The 19,895-nt window shown below is 60.4% G+C and carries 20 protein-coding genes and 2 tRNA genes; 14 read left to right on the top strand and 8 right to left on the bottom strand.

Annotated elements, in window-relative coordinates; translation table 11 throughout:
* Window positions 1–68 precede the first annotated feature (68 nt).
* From PF049_13200 to PF049_13190, 3 genes are read left to right on the top strand one after another with little or no spacing between them, the layout of a single operon-like run.
* Window positions 69–431 (top strand): JAB domain-containing protein, encoded by a 363-nt coding sequence (locus tag PF049_13200; GenBank protein WBY16524.1) that lies wholly within the window; start codon window positions 69–71, stop codon window positions 429–431.
* Window positions 428–841, top strand: coding sequence for a winged helix-turn-helix domain-containing protein (locus PF049_13195; GenBank protein ID WBY16523.1), 414 nt, complete (start codon window positions 428–430; stop codon window positions 839–841). The genes PF049_13200 and PF049_13195 overlap by 4 nt, the downstream gene beginning before the upstream one ends.
* Entirely contained in the window at window positions 841–1,650 is an 810-nt protein-coding gene (locus PF049_13190; protein ID WBY16522.1) for a crotonase/enoyl-CoA hydratase family protein, read from the top strand. Before PF049_13195 ends, PF049_13190 begins: the two co-directional genes overlap by 1 nt.
* A gap of 10 nt (window positions 1,651–1,660) precedes the next feature.
* Here PF049_13190 and PF049_13185 read toward each other — a convergent pair whose 3' ends face one another.
* Window positions 1,661–2,437 carry a thioesterase family protein gene (locus PF049_13185; protein ID WBY16521.1) on the bottom strand — a complete coding sequence of 259 codons (777 nt, stop codon included), beginning with the start codon at window positions 2,435–2,437 and terminating at the stop codon, window positions 1,661–1,663.
* A 147-nt stretch (window positions 2,438–2,584) separates the two neighbouring features.
* Here PF049_13185 and PF049_13180 point away from each other — a divergent pair.
* From PF049_13180 to PF049_13145, 8 genes are all read left to right on the top strand, one after another.
* A tRNA-Cys gene (locus PF049_13180) sits at window positions 2,585–2,658 on the top strand.
* A gap of 57 nt (window positions 2,659–2,715) precedes the next feature.
* A tRNA-Thr gene (locus tag PF049_13175) sits at window positions 2,716–2,791 on the top strand.
* Between the two features lie 269 nt (window positions 2,792–3,060).
* Window positions 3,061–3,348 (top strand): hypothetical protein, encoded by a 288-nt coding sequence (locus PF049_13170; GenBank protein ID WBY16520.1) that lies wholly within the window; start codon window positions 3,061–3,063, stop codon window positions 3,346–3,348.
* A 25-nt stretch (window positions 3,349–3,373) separates the two neighbouring features.
* On the top strand, window positions 3,374–4,510 hold the full coding sequence (locus PF049_13165) for a hypothetical protein (GenBank protein ID WBY16519.1): 1,137 nt from the start codon (window positions 3,374–3,376) through the stop codon (window positions 4,508–4,510).
* Window positions 4,507–4,755: a tyrosine-type recombinase/integrase gene (locus PF049_13160; GenBank protein WBY16518.1), complete on the top strand. Its 249-nt coding sequence runs from the start codon at window positions 4,507–4,509 to the stop codon at window positions 4,753–4,755. The genes PF049_13165 and PF049_13160 overlap by 4 nt, the downstream gene beginning before the upstream one ends.
* On the top strand, window positions 4,752–5,000 hold the full coding sequence (locus tag PF049_13155) for a hypothetical protein (protein ID WBY16517.1): 249 nt from the start codon (window positions 4,752–4,754) through the stop codon (window positions 4,998–5,000). Before PF049_13160 ends, PF049_13155 begins: the two co-directional genes overlap by 4 nt.
* A 350-nt stretch (window positions 5,001–5,350) precedes the next feature.
* Window positions 5,351–5,938: a PD-(D/E)XK nuclease family protein gene (locus PF049_13150; protein WBY16516.1), complete on the top strand. Its 588-nt coding sequence runs from the start codon at window positions 5,351–5,353 to the stop codon at window positions 5,936–5,938.
* A gap of 10 nt (window positions 5,939–5,948) precedes the next feature.
* Window positions 5,949–6,545, top strand: coding sequence for a hypothetical protein (locus PF049_13145; GenBank protein ID WBY16515.1), 597 nt, complete (start codon window positions 5,949–5,951; stop codon window positions 6,543–6,545).
* A gap of 938 nt (window positions 6,546–7,483) precedes the next feature.
* Here PF049_13145 and PF049_13140 read toward each other — a convergent pair.
* The 5 genes from PF049_13140 to PF049_13120 all read right to left on the bottom strand — a co-directional run bounded on the left by PF049_13140 (window position 7,484) and on the right by PF049_13120 (window position 12,821).
* On the bottom strand, window positions 7,484–10,039 hold the full coding sequence (locus PF049_13140) for a TcfC E-set like domain-containing protein (protein WBY16514.1): 2,556 nt from the start codon (window positions 10,037–10,039) through the stop codon (window positions 7,484–7,486).
* Between the two features lie 27 nt (window positions 10,040–10,066).
* Entirely contained in the window at window positions 10,067–10,519 is a 453-nt protein-coding gene (locus PF049_13135; protein ID WBY16513.1) for a hypothetical protein, read from the bottom strand.
* A gap of 73 nt (window positions 10,520–10,592) precedes the next feature.
* Window positions 10,593–11,165 carry a hypothetical protein gene (locus tag PF049_13130; protein ID WBY16512.1) on the bottom strand — a complete coding sequence of 191 codons (573 nt, stop codon included), beginning with the start codon at window positions 11,163–11,165 and terminating at the stop codon, window positions 10,593–10,595.
* Window positions 11,166–11,186: 21 nt separating this feature from the next.
* A complete protein-coding gene (locus tag PF049_13125) occupies window positions 11,187–12,098 on the bottom strand; it encodes a hypothetical protein (GenBank protein WBY16511.1) in 912 nt (303 codons plus the stop codon).
* A 309-nt stretch (window positions 12,099–12,407) separates the two neighbouring features.
* A complete protein-coding gene (locus PF049_13120; GenBank protein WBY16510.1) occupies window positions 12,408–12,821 on the bottom strand; it encodes a hypothetical protein in 414 nt (137 codons plus the stop codon).
* A 1,161-nt stretch (window positions 12,822–13,982) separates the two neighbouring features.
* On the opposite strand from PF049_13120, the gene PF049_13115 reads away from it, so the two are divergent.
* Window positions 13,983–14,729, top strand: coding sequence for a Crp/Fnr family transcriptional regulator (locus tag PF049_13115; GenBank protein ID WBY16509.1), 747 nt, complete (start codon window positions 13,983–13,985; stop codon window positions 14,727–14,729).
* Here the strand turns inward: PF049_13115 and PF049_13110 are convergent.
* Window positions 14,681–15,760, bottom strand: a complete 1,080-nt coding sequence (locus PF049_13110; protein WBY16508.1) for a glycosyltransferase family 4 protein — start codon at window positions 15,758–15,760, stop codon at window positions 14,681–14,683. The genes PF049_13115 and PF049_13110 overlap by 49 nt on opposite strands.
* Window positions 15,761–15,840: 80 nt before the next feature.
* On the opposite strand from PF049_13110, the gene PF049_13105 reads away from it, so the two are divergent.
* A complete protein-coding gene (locus PF049_13105; protein WBY16507.1) occupies window positions 15,841–17,883 on the top strand; it encodes an HAD-IIB family hydrolase in 2,043 nt (680 codons plus the stop codon).
* Window positions 17,880–18,767 carry a glycosyltransferase gene (locus PF049_13100; GenBank protein ID WBY16506.1) on the top strand — a complete coding sequence of 296 codons (888 nt, stop codon included), beginning with the start codon at window positions 17,880–17,882 and terminating at the stop codon, window positions 18,765–18,767. The genes PF049_13105 and PF049_13100 overlap by 4 nt, the downstream gene beginning before the upstream one ends.
* A gap of 21 nt (window positions 18,768–18,788) precedes the next feature.
* Here the strand turns inward: PF049_13100 and PF049_13095 are convergent, their stop codons facing one another.
* Window positions 18,789–19,889 carry a glycosyltransferase gene (locus PF049_13095; GenBank protein WBY16505.1) on the bottom strand — a complete coding sequence of 367 codons (1,101 nt, stop codon included), beginning with the start codon at window positions 19,887–19,889 and terminating at the stop codon, window positions 18,789–18,791.
* Window positions 19,890–19,895 lie beyond the last annotated feature (6 nt).

The following is a 19,895-nucleotide window of genomic DNA, read 5'->3' as shown; positions in this document are numbered from 1 at the left end:
TTGACGCACGCGCGTCTTCGGCGCGCCGGGATGTGGCCCTGCCTTTCCCGCATCGGCAAGACGAGCCCGTGAGCAATGCAGCGGTGCAGTATCTTCACGGCGTATTCCAGGGACTGGGCGAGGAGCGGTTGCACGTCGTCTTCTACGACCGGCACGATCGTTACGTTCATGACCGGACCCTCGTCATCGGCCGCGCCGGTTCGATGTGCCTCAAGGGACGGCTGCTGCTGGAGGAAGCCTTCGCGCGGCAGGCGCACGGGATCGTGCTGGCGCATAATCACCTGTCCGGTGTTTGCCGTCCCAGTGCTGCCGACATTGATTCGACCCGCCGCCTTTCCGCTCTGTGCAGCGAAGTCGACATTACCCTGATCGACCATCTGATCTTCACCCGCAACCGCGGCTTCAGCATGCGGCTCGGCGGATATCTGTGAGCTTTTTCACCGCGTACATCCCGCGGCGGCTTCGCATCGGTCCGCTGGTGCTCGACATACTGCGCCGCGATGCACGCTGCGAGGACCGGTGGCTATCCCTCCATCCGCGCGAATTCGAATTGCTCTGGCGGCTGGGAGAAGCGGGCGGAAAGCCTGTCGCCCGGCGCACCCTGCTGCGCGACGTGTGGCGTCTGACGCACGAGCCCGAGACCAACAGCGTGGAGGTCCATGTCTACCGCCTGCGGGCCAAACTGGCAGCCCACGGCATCAGCGATCTTGTCCGGACGCATGATACGGGCGGCTATTCGGTCGGCGTGCGCTGCGGAGAGCTGGGCCCTGTCCCGAATGCCGGGCTGGACACCGGGGTCCTGCTGCGCGAAACCGCAGGCAAGGAAAAAGAGGACCGATAATGACATTCCCGACCAGCGAGCGTGTTTCGATTGACCTGAACGATCAGGGGGTTGCCCATGTGCGGCTGACCCGTCCGGAAAAGATGAACGCGCTCGATCCCGCCATGTTCGAGGCCATCATCGCAGCCGCTGCCGCCCTGGAAACGGCCCCCGGCGTGCGGGTCGTGGTGCTATCGGGCGAAGGGCCGTCCTTCTGCGCGGGTCTCGACACCTCGTCCTTCGGCGCGGAGCCCGATGCGTCGCGCCCGCCCCTGACGGAAAGGACGCACGGCGATTCCAACACGTTCCAGCAGGTGGCAACCGCCTGGCGCAAGCTGCCCGTGCCTGTCATCGCGGCGGTCCACGGCGTATGCTTCGGCGGCGGTATGCAGATTGCCAGCGGGGCCGACATCCGCGTCGCAACGCCCGATGCGCGCATGGCCATCATGGAGCTGAAATGGGGGCTGGTCCCCGACATGGGCGGTTACCAGCTCTGGCGCGGGCTGGTGCGCGACGACGTCCTGCGCGAACTGGTCTATACCAATCGCCAGTTCTCCGGCGAGGAAGCGCAGGGCTATGGCCTCGTCACCCACGTGACCGGCGATCCGCTGGCAAAGGCGATGGAGATTGCCGCCACGATAGCCGACCGCAACCCGCACGCCATCCGCGCGGCAAAGCGCCTGTCGAACCAGATGTACGACCTTGGCGGCGAAGACCTGCTGATGCAGGAAAGCGTCGAGCAGGCGGCGATCATGCGCACCCCGAACCAGATCGAGGCGGTGATGGCCGGCATGGCCAAGCGCAAGGCGAATTACGAAGACGTCGCCTGACGCTCGCCCGTCAGCCGAACACGGCGACGCATTGCTGGCCCGACAGGACCAGTTTTCCGTCGGCGTCCCACAGGCGCAGCCGCTCGCTCGAATAGCCCTCGTCGGCATGGTCGCTGGCCGTTTCCGCCAGCCACCATCCGTCCCGGGTCGTGGCATCGGGGTCGAGGACGTTGAAGGTCCAGTTGATCGAACTGATCGGTCCCTGCCGCTCCATCACGCGCATGGCCCCCGGCGGCAGCGTGTCGCCGACCAGTACCAGCGTCGACGTCGGGTCCAGCGTGTCCCGGTCCTTCAGCCGGATCCAGCGCCGGACCACGGGCGGCCCGGATCCGCTGGTCTTCTGGGCGCGGCGCAGCTCGAAATTGTTCTGGATGAAGGCCGGTCCCTTGCCCTCCATCGCAGGGTCGTTGTCCTCGGGTGCGCCGGGCCATGGCTCGACAGTCGGGGCAGGGTGGCGTGCATTGGGCTCGCGGGCGGTTCCGAACAGGAAGAATGCGGTCAATGCGGTCACACCGCCGACCAGAAGGTCGCAGCGCACCTGCGCCACGTTGCGCCCACGGCGAACGACCTCGACGCGCGGTTCCACCTTGTCGCCGACCGGCGCCACGAAGGCGATCTGCGCGGACCGGAGCGGCGGCAGGTCGGGCAAGGCCCTGACCGTCGCGGTATAGGCCACCAGCGCGCTGGCCCCGCCATAGAGGGTGCGTCCCTGGAGCCATTCGTCCGCCGGCAGGGTCACGCGGCCTTTTTCCGTCCCGATGGGCGCGAGCAGTGTTTTGATCGACATCGCGCCTGACTAGCAGGCCAAGACCGGGGGGCAAGGAGCGAACCGTCTTTAATGACAACAAGCGGATTGCGTATCGCGAAGGGACACGCTAGTGGCGCGCTTTCCGACATACAGGCAGGCGGTTTTTGCTGACTGCCCGTTCCGGTTGGCCCGATGGCGGAGTGGTGACGCAGCGGATTGCAAATCCGTGTACGCCGGTTCGATTCCGGCTCGGGCCTCCAGTTTCCTTCCGTTCGGCAGGGTCGGATACGATAGGGCGGACACCACACCGCCCGGGCGCCGCTTTAGCTCAGTTGGTAGAGCACATCATTCGTAATGATGGGGTCAGAGGTTCGAATCCTCTAAGCGGCACCACCTCTTCCAGTAGGAAAGCCCAAGACTTCAAGCAGAAAGCGCCTTCGGCTGGCCTCGTGTTTGGGTCCTGTGTGGGGCGCCTTGGGTAGGACTGTTGGGCTCGGCCCATTTTGCGCCCTCTTTAATGGATGGCTCATATTCGGCCGTTTGCGGAAAGCCAGTTTTGTAGCAAAATCTACAGGCGTTCGTAACCCTACAATCATTCCTGGCGCACTCAGCCAATTGCCAAGCGTTTGACCTTCTCGCATAAGAGTGTTGCAGGGGGTCCCGTGTCACAGATCGTTGATTCACTTTCAGATTTTCAAAACTATGTCAGTGATCATATCACGGGCGATGAAAAGGGCGAGGCTCAAGTATTCCTTGACCGTCTCTTCATCGCTTTTGGTCACAAAGGGCACAAGGAAGCCGGAGCGACGCTAGAGCACCGCATCAAAAAGAACGATAATAAAGGGACGGCATTCGCTGACCTCCTTTGGAAACCACGCGTTCTCATCGAAATGAAGAAGAGAGGAACCAAACTTCAATTCCATTACCGACAAGCATTCGAATATTGTTAATACAGTTCCAAATCGTCCGCGCTACGTGGTCCTGTGTAACTTCGACGAGTTCTGGATTTATGATTTTGATCGGCAGCTAAATGGGCCAGTCGATCAGGTCTCATTGGGCGGTCTTCATACGCGCTATCCGGCTTTCAACTTCATGTTCTCGATCGAGAAGGCACCGATCTTCGACAATGATCGAGAAGCCGTCTCGAGGCGTGCGGCGCATCAAATGGCCGAGCTTTACAGAGAGCTCACGCTCCGTCCTCAAGCGACCAGATTGTCTCGTGAGGACGCGCAGCGTCTTACACTGCAGCTTGTGATCGCTATGTTTGCAGAAGACATAGATCTTCTGCCAGCAAGCACCATAACTGGGATAGTGCGAGACTGCTTGGAGAATGGGCAGTCTTCCCATGATCTCCTCAATGGCCTGTTCCACCAGATGAACAGCAAAACCTCCGCCAAGCACGGCCGATTTGCGGGCGTGCCCTACTTCAATGGAGGGCTATTTTCGGAGACAGTCGATACGGAGCTAACCGAATACGAGCTTGAGCTTCTTGGCGGTGAAAATGGCGCAGCTTCTCAGCTCTGGACCAAGGTCAACCCGGCGATCTACGGGACTTTGTTCGAGCAGAGCATGGGTGCAAAAACCCAGCATCAGCATGGCAGGCATTTTACGTCCGAGCCCGATATTGAAAGGATAGTCGGGCCAACCATCGTTAGGCCTTGGATGGCTCGGATTGACGCTGCCAAAACCAAAACCGACCTGATTGAGTTGCGCAAGGAATTGCGGACATTTCGAGTGCTCGACCCCGCCTGCGGCAGCGGCAATTTCTTGTATGTTGCCTTCCGCGAAATGGCGCGGCTCGATCTGCGCATCATGCTTCGTTTGAAACAGGAATTCAGCGTTTCCGAGTTCCAGAAACAGGCAAAGCTAATCAGCGGCATCAGTCCACTGCAATTCTTTGGCTTGGATAATGACCCATTCGGTGTCGAACTCGCCAAGGTAACGCTTATGCTATCCGAGCTCCTAAATGCTCAGTGGCAGGATATTGACGTTACCAAACGTCAGTGGACCATTAAGACCTCTAAGAATGGGCGGTCGAGACACGTTCCGCTTTCAACCCCGGCGATCGGCATCACGTCTTGCCCAATCCTGACACACTTGAGCCCTACGTGACCCTCAAGCATTCGTGGCAGACGGCGAGGAGGAAGGCGCGGCTGCCGGACCTGCGCATCCATGACCTTCGGCATAGTGCTGCAAGCTTCATGATCAACGCAGGTATAGACCTGTTCGCCGTCGGGAGAGTGCTCGGACATTCCGACCACAAGAGCACAATGCGCTACTCACATTTGGCTAACGACACGCTGCTGGCCGCCGTGGAGGCGGGGGCGGCCGGAATGACGAAGGGAGTAAGCCAATGAGGCTCGCCACCCTCCGTGACTACCTTATCCGAAGCAAATGCAACAAGCCAGATCAGGTGGTTGCGCTCATCAAAGCCTGTATCGAAAGCGGCATCGATAAGGGGCCAGAGATTGTCTCGACGGTTTCTGGCCTTGGTCTCGACAAGCGCTATGTCGGCCTAATCCTCAACAAGAGCGCAGGCCGCAATCCCGAACGGCATGAGTGGGTTCGGGGTGCTGATGGCCGCTACCGAGTACATGACTAACCTACCTCGCCCCGGACCTGCTCGGCTTTCGCCAAGTGGGTCCGGGGCTTTATCTTATGAGGGATTTTTTTTAAGGGTCATCGATTGTTTCAACGGGTTCTGTCTTGTTTTAGGCTCACATAGAGTTTTCAGATGGTGGCTCTCTGGACATGGCTGAAAGGCTGCTTATCACCGACGGGACTATGGTAGATGACGGGCACAACTTGGGAAGCTAGCCTACCATGCTGACGTCGAAGCAATTTCTAGAGACGATCAGGGACTTGAGACCTCTGCTTGCCCGGGCGCGCCCTCCTTCAGCTCCTAAAGCGCGATCAGCTCAGTCGTGCGATCCACACCGGCTATCAGATGCCTTGAAACAGCTGCAACCTCTTCTTGATGAGGAACGACGACGCTTCACTGCAAACCCATGGGCTATGGCGGGGGTCGGGCGCTATGAAGTTCGTAACTGCGCAGTGTTGGCCCAGCTCTGGGACAAGCGCATCACCGGCACGCTAGCTTCGGCATTCTTGGCTTCGGTCATTGAGCGGATAAGAGGGAGCAATTCTGCGCTCCCAACAAGTGAAGAGCTTGCGGCTCATTACCTTGTGCGGACGGAACATTGTCCGACCGGCATGCAATCCGATCGCGTGGACATCACCATCGAAAGTGAAAAATTCCTGATTGGAATTGAAGCGAAGATCGACGCTGATGTGCGCGAGAACCAGCTAGAAGACTATCGTGCGGTCATAGCAGCGCGGGCTGCTCGGTTGGGGATAGACGGCAAAAAGCACTGCGTCGTTTATCTTACGACTGATGGGCGACGGGCCAGTGGAGTTGGCTCGATATCCTGGCGCGATATCGCTGCGGCGGCGCGTCAATGTGTGACCGAGACGGAAGATCCAAATTCAAAGCAGAGCTGGTTGATCGAGTGTTTTGCTGATCATCTAGAGAGGCTTTAAGGGAGCTTAGATGAACAATCAGAATACCCAGCTTAGTGCAGCTATAGTCCGACATATTCGGGATGTTGAGGCCGCGATGCACCATGCCGAGAATTCGATTGATGAGCGCCTATCGATCGAGTGGAATGAGGCGTTCGAAAGAGTTTTTCGGAAGAACGATTGGTACTTTTCTGACGGAACCCCTTGGGATGGATGGTTCTGTCCCCAGAGGTGGACCTCTGAGGGCGGCAGGAAGAGGCGTACCGAAGCTTGGTTCGACACAGTCACTTTGGGTGGTGACGACTACAATAGCTGGTTGGCTAATTTCGTAGCTGGCCCACCGCATGCGGCCTTACAATTCTCCACGTCTGGATCGAAGTCGAAACTCTTGCCTATTTATGAAGGCGAAAAGAGCGCGATCGACAGACTCAGAGGCCTCAACTTCATACAAGACGGCACCACGTTTCACCTCCTTATGCAGATCGACGCCGAGGAACTTGCTCAAGGCTTCGAACAAAACGATCTATCCGCCGCGATCCGAGTTTTTGATGAAGCGGTGATGTTACTCGAACAGGCAATGCCGAGTTTTGACGCATTGCACTTGGCAATAACGGAGGGGGATGATTGACCGTCGCCCCTAATGCGAGGGAGGAGAAGCAAAGAGGATCGTCGTGGCTGTCGCGAGAGGCTCGACTGGCGATCAAAATTTGATGCTTCGGAGTTCACCTTGAGGGGGAGCGCAGGTCACTTTCGGGATTCTTTCGCTATGAAGGAGCTTCCAGTAGGAAATCGACCTGATCGTACTGGTGTGGATCCTGGGTATTATGTGGGTGAAGGAACCATTCGCGCTAGGCTAGGGGATGGAAACCCCGGAATTCCTCACTTTTCGTTCTGAACTTCCAATGCATTCGTAATGATGGGGTCAGAGGTTCGAATCCTCTAAGCGGCACCACCTCTTCCAGTAGGAAAGCCCAAGACTTCAAGCAGAAAGCGCCTTCGGCTGGCCTCGTGTTTGGGTCCTGTGTGGGCGCTTTGCGCAGGAAAGCGGGGCTCGACCCACCTTGCACCCATTCAATTTGATCATACCTCAGATGTCCATTCATGGGCCGTCAGCTGAATGTCCGCTTTGCTGATCGGTGGATGTTGAAGTGGACCTTCGACACCAAAATGGGTCTGCAAGATTACTTGCGAATTCTGTACTTTATCATGGAGACGCTCTAACGAAATTGAGCTGCAATCATGAGGTGGATCTTGAGCAATGGACCGCACTTCGTTGTGTGCTTCAATCCACGACCCATGCGAAGATATGACCAGTCACGACCGATCGCAGAATCGGCAGTACTCGTAGCGCGCGGTGAGATCCCCGACTGGTTTTTCTAAGTCGAAACGAAGAATCCTTATCCCATCTTGGGCACCGGCGGAGGCACGAGTGACATCTGCGCGTGGTATTGGGCTTCGAAGAATGCGCGGGCGGCGGAATGTGCACGAGGCTCAAAGCAAGGACCGGTCGTTCGAAGCGTCACTAGCTTTCTTGCGATGGGCCGATTGCAGCTAGCTTTGCAAGTTTCAGCGGCAGATTATCGGGCCGAGGCGCAGATAGGTTTTATGACGGCTAGCCTGCATCTGTTCGAATAGCTGCGCCACGCCCAAGGCTTCGCATCGACGCCCCTCGCTAGTGACCGCTTCCAAATTCCCATCGTAAGGCCCGGTCACCAGGAAATATCCCTGATCGTCCGTCATAGTCGTGTCGGTGCCGGCAGCAATGCGCGCATTGGCAATGGGGTTTGTCTGCTCGTCGACCAGCTGTCCGAACAGGGTCAGGCCAACCCTGGCCGGGAAGGCGAGGTCGACCACGTTGCCCGGATAGAGCGGGGCTTCTCGCCTGTTAAGGTCCACGATATAAGGCGGCGCCTGCTCCGGCTGGAGCTTGATCGAATAATTCCGGAAGGGCGGCAGCACGATTGTGGAAGTCTCGTCCGGGGCAAATTCGGCGACCGCCTGGTTGCCGATAATCACGGTGTAGGAACCGATATCTTCCAGCCCGTCGTCGAGGGCGGCGGGAATGGCGCTCTTGTCGATCGAGACGCGGACGGCCGCCGTACCGCCGGGATCGGTCACACCGGCCCTGAAACCCCGATCGCCGAAGGTAAAGCCGGTGAACGCGTTGGCCGTGGCCGCGAGACCCGAACTGCCTGCTCCACGGCGATCCTCCCAATCCACCACGACGTCAGCTAGGCCCAGGTTCGAGGTGAGATCGGCCGAGGCGAAAACGCGGTGCCGATCGGCGTCGGTCGAGGCGCCGGCCTGGGTAAGCAGATCGATCGTGCCGAGCTGGTCGTTGCGGGAAATGCGCCCCTCGACGACCGGGAATATTCCGTTCGGCTGGCCAAAGCGATTGTCGCTGTCGCGGTACTCCACTCCTCCCCCGAAGAAAGCGGTCGTACGGGGCGAAATGCGGCGGAAGAAAGAGACCGTCAAGCCGAAGCGCATATCGTCTGTCGTCTTGATCCCGAAGGCCGTCAGGCGCGCCCCCCCGGCGCCCCCGATATCGAGCACGCGGTTGTAGCGCGCGCCGACCGAATAGCGGTCGTCCAGTCGCGGAGAACGCGAATAGGAGCCGCTCAGCGAGAGATTGCCACCCGCGACCCTGAAATTCGCGCTGGCGGTAAGAATGTCTTCCGAACGGAAATATGGTCTGAATTCTTCGTCGAAAACCTGCCCTATGCGAAGGTCGTCGCTGTTGCGGGTGTGCCGCGCGCTCAGATCGAAATCGACATCGAGCAGGCTGAAACTTCCGTTGACCGCCACGGAATATGATCCGTCTGTGCCGGCAGATGCAGCCAATAAGCCCTGGATGCGGTTGCGGGTGGTGAGAAACCCCAATTCTGCAAAGCCAGCATCGGCAACGAACAAGGCTTGGCCCAGCAGCGCGGATGCACGTCCGATCCGTCGTCCGGCGCTAGCGCTGACTATAAGCTCATCGGTCAACTGTGGCAGGAAGCTCTCATTTCGCGTTCCGGCCAGCCCGAAGCCGCCGAAGAACGACTCACGCGCGCGCACCCCCGCTCTCAGGTTGAATGCCAGCTTGTCGGCAGGCGGAAGACCAGACACGCGTGTGAAAACACGCGACTCCTCCAGGAGAATCTCGCCCCCGTCGCGTGCGACGATCCGCAAGGGATAGGAGCCCGAAGGAAGGTTGCCCGTCGGGATCCTCTGTAATCCAGCTTCGAGCTGGACGGTATGGACGAGTACGTTGTCGCGATAGACCTCGACGGTCGCCCTGCGCGGCAGGACGATCTCGATGGGCGTGCTTTGTCCCAGATCGTCGGCCAGCCGGGTGCCGAAGAAAGACCCGAATTCGCCGCCCACGACCCGGTATGACCGGAATGTGAGAGACTGTTCGTCCTGCAGCAGCCCTGCTGCCGCTCGGCGTTCGCCCCAGTATCGCTGCCCGAACAGGCGTTGGAGGTTGGAACCGTCCGCTCGCAAAAGGGTCTGAGCCACAAGGCTCGTTCTGCCGACACTCGCGATGGTGTCGAGCGTTGCGCCGAACTGGACACGCCCAAGGTCGCCGCGATCCGTGCTGAGCGAGAGGAGCGCCGTCTGGAGGAGGGATGGACCTGAAATTGGCGGCCCGAGATATACCGGCGCATCATCGAGCGCGGTGAAGAACCTCTGGCTGAGGAAGACCTCAAGGGCGAATGTCTCAGGCGTAACGATCACGCCGCTTTCGCCGGTCGGCAACGTGCCACAATCGGCTGTGCGCCCGGGCAGGCAGCGCAGCGTCTCGTTCGAGGAGACGGGTTGGGAGAAGAAGGCGGTGACGGCCGCACGGTCCACCCGGTCTGGCAACAGCGCGGCGAACCCTTCCACGTCGAGAAAGGTAACGCGCCCGTCGTCAAGGAGTATGGGCGTGCTGCCAATCGTCCGGCCGGCGAAACGGACATCGAAAAGCGTCTCGATACTGCTGTCGACGTCTTCGAAACCTGGAGGCGCTTCGTCGGAAATGATGATAGCCGGCCGTTCCGGCTGATCCTCGCCCGCCTCTTGCGCATGCGCGGGCATGTCGGCGACAGCCAGTGCCGCGACCGCGATACCGCAGTAAAGCAAACCGTTTCTCAACAATGTTCCCCCGAGCCTTGATGAGAATTAGACAGGTGCGATCAGGAACTGCAACTGATCGGTGTATTGACCGGCCGTAGCGGCGCCGAGTTCTCGTTCGGAAATCTCGATCGAAAGCTCGGCAAACTCGCCGCCCAAGCAATTGCTGTCTGCCGGGGATCGACCCGTGAAAATCACGGTTCCTGCAGCGCCAAGCTCGGCGGATTGGACCTGGCCATCGAAGGTTTTCAGGACGATCTGCTGTCGGGCATCTCGTTCAAGAGCGGCCATCCCTGCGCCGCCAACGATTTCAAGTCGGAAAGTGCCTGTCGAACTGAACAGGCAGACTTTCGTCTTCAATTCAATTCCATCCTCGCCATACCAGTTCGTCGTTAGCGAGCGTGAACCGGAAAAGTCGAGGGAAGCGTAGGATTCGGACGCCATGACGGGCGTTGCAATGGTAAGGCTTGCCGCTGCATAAGAAAGAATTAAGCTTTTCATCCCAAACCCTCGGCTCCTCAGGTGAGAACCGGCCGGAAAACCGCAAATTCCTCCGGCCGGTCTCGATTTCGGTTTAAATGACCGCAACCGTCACGGTGATTGTGTCGGTGTAGGTACCGGCCTGCACCGCGATCGCATCGTCATTGTCGACACGCGCACGGATGATCGCGTTGTCGCCGCGATTGGTGCAGTCGAGGGTCGTGGGACGACCAAGACCATCGGCATTCGCCGAGAAAGTGTTAACCTTGCCCGGGAACTGGTAGACGAAAGACGGTGCGCCCGATTGTTCGTCGCCGGCGAAGATCGAGTAAGGCAACTGTTCCGGACCGCTCAGAGCGTAGGGCGAACCCGACACGCCGCTGGCCGAAGCATTGACCGTCAGCGAATACTCGCCGTCCGGACCATCGTTCGAATAGACGCAGAACGAGCTGGATTCGGTCGAGTTGCTGAAAAACGGGCTCGTCAGCGAAGCCGGAGTGATGTCGATCGTCAGATCGTCGAGACCCGAAATGCGGACCATTTCCGGAATGTTGACGGTTACGTCCAGCGTGCCGGTGCTGTCGGTCGTCGACAGGCTTCCGTCGGTAGCGGCCATGGCGGGGCTGGCCATGGCAATGGCGGCAGCCGCGATAAGTAGCTTCTTCATAGTAGTTTCCTCAGGTTGCAATTACGGAAGTATCATGGCTGCTCCCGCGTCAGCCTCCACTCTTGCCGAGCGGCAAAAGTCGGAATTGGGTTCATTGGGTGATGCGCTCTCGCAGCGCACGATGAGTTCCCGGAAATTCTCTGAAGCACGGCGGCGCGACTGGAAACGCACATGCTCGCCAACCGCCGCGACGATGTCCCAGGTATTGCCCGGATACATCCGCCGTCCGGGAATCTTCGTGCAGCCGTCCTCGTCGATCGCCAGTTCGACCGGTCCGTCCTGCGCCGCTTCTTCGGCAACGCTCTCGTCCGGGACCGCCATCTGCGCGAGGTAGTGGGCGCGCGTTTCGTCCGACAGCGCGGCCCCGCTTGCAGGACACACCGATCCCTGCAGCAACAGGAGATTTGTATTGCCCTCATTGCTGAGGCGCAGCGTATTTCCGAGCCTCTGGGCGCTCAGGCTACTTGCGGAATCTTCCGGGCGCACCGTGACGAGAACATCGAATGCCGCCAGGAGCTTGAGCGCGATACCGCGATTCTCGGCAGATTCGTCCGCCAGGGAAAGCTCGCCTATCTGGGGCGTCACATTGACACGGTAAATCCGATCTGTCGCGAGATCCCGGTTAAGCGACACGATGCGGATGGCCCGCATTTCCTCCGGGCGAAGAACGATGCGGTTCGGCGTCACCAACAATCCCAGTGCCTCGGGATCGGTCAGAACCTTGCGCTCCTCCTCGACGGTTCCAGGAGCCACGATCTCGCTCGCGGTGACGGTGACGTAATAGACGTCAGGGCTTTCGTTGCGCACCACGAGATCGGCGCGGCTCGTCCTGCCATCATCCATGTCGACCCAAAGACGGTCGATCGCGAGCTGAGCGTTGGCAGCTGTCGGCAGCAGGAAAAGGATAAATAACAAAAGCGGTCGCAAAACCATAACCCCCAGAGAAGCAGTGATATCGTGCGACCGTTATCGTTGTTCTAGGACCCTAAAGGTTATGTTCAGAGAGTCAATTTACCTTAACCATGTTTCGTGCACGCAGCGCACATTTACAAGTTACGTGAACGAAAACAGTGGATTGCGCGATATTGCGGGAGTGAGGACGAGGCAGCGGCGAGCCCGCGAGATCGCGGCGGCCCCGCACCGGTCAAGCGAATCGATATGGAGGCGCTGAGATGTACAGCCCGAACTCGCAGTTCAGACTGCCGGTGCGCTGCTTTGGCGCTACTGGTAACCCCAACCAGGTTACAGCGGCGTGATCGTAAAGGTGCGAACCAGTTCGGGGCCCTTGGGTACGGCAAAGCTCTTAATAGCCAGTTGGCCAAGCGATCCGCTATCCGCCGTACCGGCCTGCCGCATATCCGCGCTGTCCCAGAAGACGTTGAACGCAGCGCTTTCGCGACTGTAGATCGTTACCCTCGATTCCGCCGTGCCCTCGCTGTCGAGCGCGATCATGAGGCCGCCATGCTCGCCCTTGACGGTCCAGATTCCGTTTGCACCGGTCTCGGCTGCGCGCAGGCTGTCAGCGATCGGTGGTATATAGACCCGCAACTCCATCACTGCTGACGAGCTAATTGCAACACCCGCATGGGCGAATACAGGCGTCGGGATTAGGCAGGCGGCTAGCGCCGTGGCAAGCGGGAGACGGAGGGTAAGCATGATCGCTCCAATCTGGTTGATGGAACTTGCCTTTCGCTCAAAATGCTTAACATTCTCTATTTGTAGGTCTTTGAAGCACTCTCTTTGATCTTTCCCGCCCCGACTTCCACTGGCACCCTTTTTCTTTTCTTCCCGCGCAGTCACAGCGCTCCATGGGCTTCCATCAGGTCCAATGGTGAAGCATCCATCCGGCGTCTCACGCAGGTCCAATCGATACTGCAGCAGGAAAGCCTTTGAGCTCTTAGCTGCAATCTTGAGCCCAATCGGCCGCGGATCCTGAGCCTTGTGCGATCGCGCTTCTGTGGTTTGCCAAAAAGCCCCTTCTCCGGGATATTTCGTCGTGGCCTAAATATCCGACGAATTAATTATAACGTGCTGGAGAATGGCGGCGCACGGGGCGACCCGGATCGCAATACAGTCCAGCCATCACAGGCGTGAATTGCCAAGTACGAGAATCCTGACACTTTTTTATTGGCATCAGCATGAAACGAAACAGAAACGCTGTCCTGACAAGCCAGTCGAAAATTAGATACAAAGGCCAAGGGCGGATGAATCTCTCCTTTCGGGCGCCGCGCTGATCGGTTTCGACGACCGGATCGAGGGGCGCAAAGTTAACGTGGTCCATTACACCTTGAATGACCGGTTTCGACGCTAGCGCGTTTACTCCGCTACGACCGAAATTAGGGGGCGTTAGCTGCCAGTCCGCTTTCCATGACCGTTAAGCGATTCCGAACATTCTGCCGAACTGGAGCGGGTCCGGAGTGGTTTCGATCTCCGCTTTTGATCCTTCGAAAGTGCTTTCAGTAGGAAAGCGTTGCATTCAGCAGTCAAGCCATTTGGGTGATCCTTGGGCTCGATAGCCCAGAAAGTCGTCTTTGGCATATAAAACCCTGATAATAATATTATTTGTCGGACTTTTCACCCCAATTCGTAATGATGGGGTCAGAGGTTCGAATCCTCTGAGCGGCACCACCTCTGTCCGGAAAGAAGCCCGCGGCGCATCCCTTACGAACGCCCGCCTGCATCTTCGCGATTGCCGCCCTCGAGCGCTTCGAAGTGCGCACGCAGGATATTGATCGAGGTTGTATGCCCGGCTTTTGACAGTCGCTATACGCTTGGCTAGCCGACATGTGAGGTCGCGTTCTGCCGGAGTTGTACGAATTGCATACGAAACTTTTTCTGAAGGGCCGCCTGCGTCACGAACTTTCGGAAGAGGAAAAACAGTGGCTGGAAGACGCCGTTTCCAGGACCTTCTATCTGGACGCGCGCCAGACGCTGGTGCAGCGCGGGACGCGGGTGGACCATTCCTATTACATCATCGACGGGACTGTCCTGCGGCATCTCGACGACAGGCGCGGCGTCCGCCAACTGGTCGGGCTTAATTTCTCGGGCGATTTTGTCGACCTCCACGGTTTTCCCCTCAAGCGCCTCGATCACAGTACGGCTGCCCTTGGCCGCGTGCATCTTGCAGAAGTGCCGCATTCGGCGATTGCTGAACTCATCGGGCGATCGGCCCATCTCGCCCGTGCGCTCTGGTTCTCCACCCTGCTCGATGCTGCCATGCACCGGGAATGGATTTTCCGGCTGGGGCGGCTGAACGCGGAAGGCCGCATTGCCCACCTGATTTCCGAAATCGTGGAGCGGCACAGGTTTGTGGGCCTGTATGACGGGCAGACGCTTCCGGTGACGCTGCTGCAGCGCGATTACGCAGAGGCCTGCGGCATCACTGCCGTGCATGCCAATCGCAGCTTCCGCATTCTGAAGGAGCGGGGCGTGCTGGAATTGTCCGGCGACGGGCACATCAAGATCCTCGACGAGGAGGAACTGAAGCGCCTCGGCGAGTTTCGCGGCGACTATCTCTATGGCGAGGGTGAGCTGGCGCTGGAGTCGTTCGAGGACCGCGACTGAAGCGCTACGCGGTACAGGGCCAGCGTGTCCTGTGCCATCCGATCGCTGGAGAAGCGTTCTTCGAACCGCCGGCGGATCAGGTCACGGTCGAGCGCGGCGACTTCGTCCATGCGCGCTGCCGCCTCCTCCCCGCTGTCCACGACGATACCGGTCAGCCCGTCCTCCACGACTTCGGGCACGCTGCCGCGCCGCCATGCGATAACCGGGGTGCCACAGGCCATGGCTTCGATCATGACGAGGCCGAAGGGTTCGGGCCAGTCGATGGGAAAGACAAGCGCGGCGGCACTGCCGAGCAGTGCCTGTTTCCCGGCATCGTCCACGCTGCCGACATGGCGTATGCCTCCGCTAAGTTCGGGCCGCACGACCCGGTCGAAATAGTCCGGGTTCCCCGGATCGACGGGCCCCGCCAAATGCAATTCGCGGCCCGTTTCCTTCGCCAGCGCGATGGCGCGATCGGGCCGCTTCTGGTCCGTCATCCGGCCGAGGAAGGCGAGGTGCTGCCCTTCGCCTTCGCCCTTCCTGTAGCGGGTCACGGGCATCCCGTGATGAACCACTCCGGCAAGGCTTTCAGGCGGCACCACCTCTCCCTGGCTCTGGGAAATGGCGATCACGCGTTCCTGCGGGAAAGCACGGAAGTGCTCGACATGATCCAGTTCGTCGGCGCGCCAGTGGATCGTCCGGAAGACGGGGATGCCGCACGCTCCGGCAGCGGCGCTCGCATGGGCTGATCCGTGTAGGTGGATGATGTCGTGCCCCGGCGCATGGGCCATCAGGTCACGCAGCAATTGCGCCTCCAGCACTGCGGGCAGGCCCGGTGGCACGTTTCCATGCGCCGCTTCGTACCACGAGAGCGAGCGGTAATCGCCGACCTGCTGCACCCCGGGGAGCGTGGATTCGGCCGGTCCGAACAGCGTGACCTCGTGACCCTTCGTGATCTGCGCGGCGGCAAGGTCGGCGATGACCCGTTCGGTGCCGCCATAGGTCGCTGGCGGGACCGGGTGAATGACCGGGGCGACGTGGGCTATTCGCATGGAGCCAACATTTATCACTTTGATTTCGAGGAACTTGGGCGGGTTGAAACCATCGGTAACGGCGTAGCAGGAGTGCGTCGATGTTTGTTTGTCATATCGCCTTACAAGGGTGCCTTGCTCTGTCTGATGTCCCCTATGGCATCACTGCCGATACGGGCGGTCACATCACCTATCTGCTGGAGCTCGCTTGCGCGAGTGCGCGTGATCCGGAAGTGGAGCGGCTGGATATCGTGACGCGCGGATTTACCGATGCCAGCCTGGGCTCGCGGTTCGAGGCGCAGTGCGGCGAGGTCAGCGACAAGATCCGGCTCGTGCGGCTGGACGATGGGGACCCCGCCTACCTGCCCAAGGAACGCCTGCACGAACGGCACGAGCAGCTGTGCGACGCATTCCTGCGGTATATCGATGCGCTGGACGAGAAACCGGACCTCATTCACGCGCATTACGCCGATGCGGGTATCCTGGCGCGCCATGCGAAGGAGGAGCGGGGCATACCCTATGTCTTTACCGGCCATTCTCTTGGCGCGGTGAAGCGGGAAGTGAACGGCTCGACGGATGCAAGCCTCGATCGCCGCATCGCGGTAGAAGAGCGCGCGCTGGAGTGCGCGGATGCCGTGATCGCCAGTTCGCGCGACGAGGCCGAGGCGCAATATGCGCATTACGCATCCATCGAAGCGGGCCGCATCCGGGTCATTCCGCCCGGCTGTACACTCTCCAGGTTCGAGGCGGCCCAGCCCAGCGACAAGGTGCGCAGCGATATCTCGAAATTTCTCCGCGATCCGGAAAAGCCGATGCTGCTCGCCATCGCGCGGCCCGTGCGAAAGAAGAACCTGCTGGGACTGGTAGAGGCCTACGCCGCCGACCCCGCCCTGCAGGCTGCCGCCAATCTCGTGATCGTGGCAGGATGCCGAACGGTCCTGAGCGAGCTGGAGCAGGAATGCCGCGAGGTCATGCAGGAGATCATCGAGGCGGTCGACCGGCACGATCTTTATGGCAAGGTCGCCTATCCCAAGGACCACGAACCGGCCGACATCCCTGCCTATTATGCGATGGCGCGGGAAAGCGGCGGTGTGTTCGTCAACCCAGCATTGAACGAACCCTTCGGACTTACCCTGCTGGAAGCGGCGGCGTCGCGTGTGCCGGTCGTCGCCACGGACAGCGGGGGGCCCAACGATATTATCGAGCGTTGCAATAATGGCGAGCTCGTCTGCCCGCGCGACCCGGCGGCAATCGCCAACGCGTGCCGTTCCATCGTGACCGACAGGCGCAAGTGGATTCGCTACGCCTCCTCAGGCGGACAGGCGGTCGCGGCCTATGACTGGAAGTCGCATTGTGCACTCTATCACCGCCTGGTGCTCGAGATTACCGGCCCTGCGAAGCCGGCGCCGGACTGGGACCGGATCCTGATCTGCGACATCGACAACACGCTGCTGGGCGACCGTGAAGCCTTGCGCGAATTCCTGGGTTGGCAATCGGAGAATTCGGGCAGGATCGCGCTGGGCATCGCCACCGGGCGAAGCTTCCACAGCGCGCAGGCGATCCTGGCGGCAGAGGGCGTGCCGACGCCCGACGTCATCATCAGCAGCGTCGGCACACGTATTCACTGGTACGACCAGGAAACCCGCCGGTATCGCGAGGACGAGGCCTGGCGCAAACAGGTCGAAACAGGCTGGCAGGACCGGGACATTCGCGCTTTCGCGGACAGCTTTGGCCTTCGTCCCCAGGCCTTGCTGGAACAGCATGCCGGCAAGGCCAGTTATTTTCTCGATGGCCGGGATGTGGACAGCGTCGGCAAGGCCCTGCATGCCGAAGGGCTTCGCGCGGAAGTCGTGGCAAGCCATGGCCGCTATCTCGACCTCCTCTCGGAAGGCTCGGGCAAGGGGCCCGCGGTGGCCCATGTGGTGGAGGTTCTCTCGCTGACCCAGTCTCGTGTCGTTGTCGCCGGCGACAGCGGCAACGACCTCACCATGCTGCGGGCCTGCCCGTTCCCGATCCTTGTCGGCAACGCCAGTGACGGGCTGGCGCAGGACCCGTCGCTGTCCCACGCTTACAGGGCAAAGGGGCATTTCGCTGCCGGAGTGCTGGAAGGCGTGCGCCATTATCAGGAAGTGGGAAGCTGGTGAGCACCTACCGATCCGTTTCCGTCCTGACGCTGGTGCGCGGGCGGCAGGGGCATCTCGACCACCTCGTCGCCGGGTTGAAGGCACAGGTCTTTCCGCCTGACGAACTGGTCGTCGCGCATATGCAGCCCGACCCACCACACATCGAAACGGATCTCAAATTTCCGGTCCGCCTGGTCCGGGTGGACGGCGAACCCATGCCGCTGGCCACTGCGCGCAACCGGGCGGCGGAGACGGCGCAGGGCGACGTACTCGCCTTCCTCGATGTCGATTGCATTCCGGATCCCGAATTCGTGAAGCGTGCGGCCGAAGCGGATGCCTACGGTGAGAACGGCGTGTTCCTGCCCGAGGTACGATACCTGCCGGCAAATCGGGATGGCTGGCGGCAGCCGGATGGATTGCCGGACTATCCGCGTCTTCACGAAACCGGTGTGCGCCATCCGAGCAAGCGTCCGGTTGCGGACGAACCCTTCCTGCCGATCGCCGATTTCGGCGAGTTGTGGGGACTGGCTTTCATCATGTCCGCGCGCACATGGAGTGCGGCAGGCGGAATGGACGAGGACTATATCGGCTATGGCGCGGAGGAGACCGATCTCGGCCAGCGGCTGAAGCATTGGGGTGCGAGGCTGTACTGGATCGGCGGGACGGTGTGCTTCCATCAGCATCACCACGTACACAAGCCGCCCCTGCAGCATTTCGACACCATCGTGGCCAATGCCCGGCGTTACCGCTCGCTGTGGGGCGAATGGTGCATGGAATACTGGCTCGACGATTTCGAGAAGCGCGGCTTGCTGCGCCGCGATGCGGAGAGCATAGAGGTTCTGCGCCCGCCCGGTGAAGACGAGATTGCCGCGACCCGGCAGGGCGGGGATGTCCTGTTCAGTTGAGGCTTGCCGGGCCGCGCCGGATCAGTCCGCGGCCCACAGGCGGTCTGCCGTATCCTCCAGCCAGTGCGCCGCCTTTCGCGCGGCATCCTCGTCATGCAGAGAGGACAGGAGCGATGTATCCAACGCATCCGTTTCGGCCAGCGCCTTCCGCCATTCCGGGTTCGATGCCGGCCAGGTTTCCCGCATGACCGCCGCGCCCAGCCGGGCCAGTTCCCTGGCCTTTGCCTGTTGTTCGTCGAAATAGCGCCATTCCGGGATGCACAGGAACGGTTTGCCGGCACGCGCGATCTCGTGGACGGTGTTATCGCCCGCCGACGCGATCACCCGGTCGGCCGCGCACAGGTAGTCGGTCAGATTGTCGATCCAGCCCAGTTCGCGCAAATTGCCGAAATCGGTTTCGTGTCCTTCGCGGTGGACCGGCCCGGCGACCAGCCAGAGCGTGTCCGGTTCTGCACGGGCCGCGACTGTCAGCGGAGCGTAAGGCGTTCCCGATCCGCCCCCGCCTGCGATGACGAGCGTCACCGGCCTCTCGGCGTCGAGGCCGAGGCGTGCCCGTGCCTCTGCGCGCTCGCGCAAGGGATCGCGGGTGGTGCACAGCCCGCCGGTGTACAAGGTGCGGCTGCGCAGCGCCTCGGGGTAACTCGCCTGTTCCATGCGTTCGTCGAACGGGGCGAGCATGGCGACACAGGCTTCGTAGCCCGCGACGTGCCCTGTATCCTCACGGTCGCCATGCATGCGGATCGTGACCGCAGGCACGCTCATGATACGTGACAGGAGCGCAATTTCCGCCGAGACGTCGATGACGAAAAGCGCCGGATCGATGTCCTGTAGCGTCGCGGCGATCCGTCCCATGTGGCGGCGCATTTCGTCCACGCCCAGCGGGACGCAGTGCATCATGCCGGGCGTCGGCTGGTCGTGCAGGGCCGGACTGCGCGATGGCGCGCCGATCATGTTCGGCAATTCGATGATGTCCGCCTCGCGTGGGCGTTCGTCGAACTGCGAAGGCGCGGCGGTCATGATGGTTGCCGGACGCGCGGCGGGAATATGCTCCATGATCGCCATGATCCGGTTCGCGTGACCGCGTCCCTGATGATGCGCGAAAAAGGCAATGGGTTTGGTCATTCAGGG

The sequence above is a fragment of the Erythrobacteraceae bacterium WH01K genome (assembly GCA_027941995.1).
GTDB lineage: Bacteria > Pseudomonadota > Alphaproteobacteria > Sphingomonadales > Sphingomonadaceae > CAJXSN01.
This window is presented reverse-complemented; position numbering and strand designations above follow the sequence as displayed.

What these genes read in the sequence shown, in the direction of transcription:
- PF049_13105 (WBY16507.1), top strand. Translation starts at nt 15,841, where the DNA reads ATGTTTGTTTGTCATATCGCCTTACAAGGGTGCCTTGCTCTGTCTGAT.
- PF049_13190 (WBY16522.1), top strand. Translation starts at nt 841, where the DNA reads ATGACATTCCCGACCAGCGAGCGTGTTTCGATTGACCTGAACGATCAG.
- PF049_13145 (WBY16515.1), top strand. Translation starts at nt 5,949, where the DNA reads ATGAACAATCAGAATACCCAGCTTAGTGCAGCTATAGTCCGACATATT.
- PF049_13130 (WBY16512.1), bottom strand. Translation starts at nt 11,165, where the DNA reads ATGAAGAAGCTACTTATCGCGGCTGCCGCCATTGCCATGGCCAGCCCC.
- PF049_13095 (WBY16505.1), bottom strand. Translation starts at nt 19,889, where the DNA reads ATGACCAAACCCATTGCCTTTTTCGCGCATCATCAGGGACGCGGTCAC.
- PF049_13120 (WBY16510.1), bottom strand. Translation starts at nt 12,821, where the DNA reads ATGCTTACCCTCCGTCTCCCGCTTGCCACGGCGCTAGCCGCCTGCCTA.
- PF049_13135 (WBY16513.1), bottom strand. Translation starts at nt 10,519, where the DNA reads ATGAAAAGCTTAATTCTTTCTTATGCAGCGGCAAGCCTTACCATTGCA.
- PF049_13110 (WBY16508.1), bottom strand. Translation starts at nt 15,760, where the DNA reads ATGCGAATAGCCCACGTCGCCCCGGTCATTCACCCGGTCCCGCCAGCG.
- PF049_13155 (WBY16517.1), top strand. Translation starts at nt 4,752, where the DNA reads ATGAGGCTCGCCACCCTCCGTGACTACCTTATCCGAAGCAAATGCAAC.
- PF049_13125 (WBY16511.1), bottom strand. Translation starts at nt 12,098, where the DNA reads ATGGTTTTGCGACCGCTTTTGTTATTTATCCTTTTCCTGCTGCCGACA.
- PF049_13185 (WBY16521.1), bottom strand. Translation starts at nt 2,437, where the DNA reads ATGTCGATCAAAACACTGCTCGCGCCCATCGGGACGGAAAAAGGCCGC.